This window comes from Paenibacillus enshidis, assembly GCF_042136365.1.
In the GTDB taxonomy this organism is placed as follows: Bacteria; Bacillota; Bacilli; order Paenibacillales; family Paenibacillaceae; genus Paenibacillus; species Paenibacillus enshidis.
This window is the reverse complement of record NZ_JBHHMI010000084.1, coordinates 1-455: the sequence shown is the minus strand read 5'-3', so window position 1 is coordinate 455 and position 455 is coordinate 1. Positions and strand designations below refer to the sequence as shown.

Here is a 455-nt window from a genome sequence, read left to right as displayed (position 1 = left end):
GGAGCGACGGGAGAAACGGGAGCTACCGGAGCAACGGGTGAAACAGGAGCTACCGGAGCGACAGGAGAAACGGGAGCTACGGGAGCAACAGGCGAAGCAGGAGCTACGGGAGCGACAGGCGAAGCAGGAGCTACGGGAGCGACAGGCGAAGCAGGAGCTACGGGAGCGACAGGCGAAACAGGGGCCACCGGAGTAACAGGTGACACAGGGGCCACCGGAGCAACGGGTGAAACGGGAGCTACGGGAGCAACGGGTGAAACGGGAGCTACGGGAGCAACGGGTGAAACAGGGGCTACCGGAGCGACAGGCGAAACAGGGGCTACCGGAGCGACAGGCGAAACAGGAGCTACCGGAGCGACAGGCGAAACAGGAGCCACCGGAGCGACGGGAGAAACGGGAGCTACCGGAGCAACGGGTGAAACAGGAGCTACCGGAGCGACAGGAGAAACGGGAGC

Annotated in this window: 1 protein-coding gene; it reads left to right on the top strand. The window is 64.4% G+C overall.

The window, feature by feature from the left end; genetic code table 11:
* On the top strand, nucleotides 1-455 hold a 455-nt coding region (locus ACE41H_RS25180; RefSeq protein ID WP_375358316.1), incomplete at both ends, for a hypothetical protein.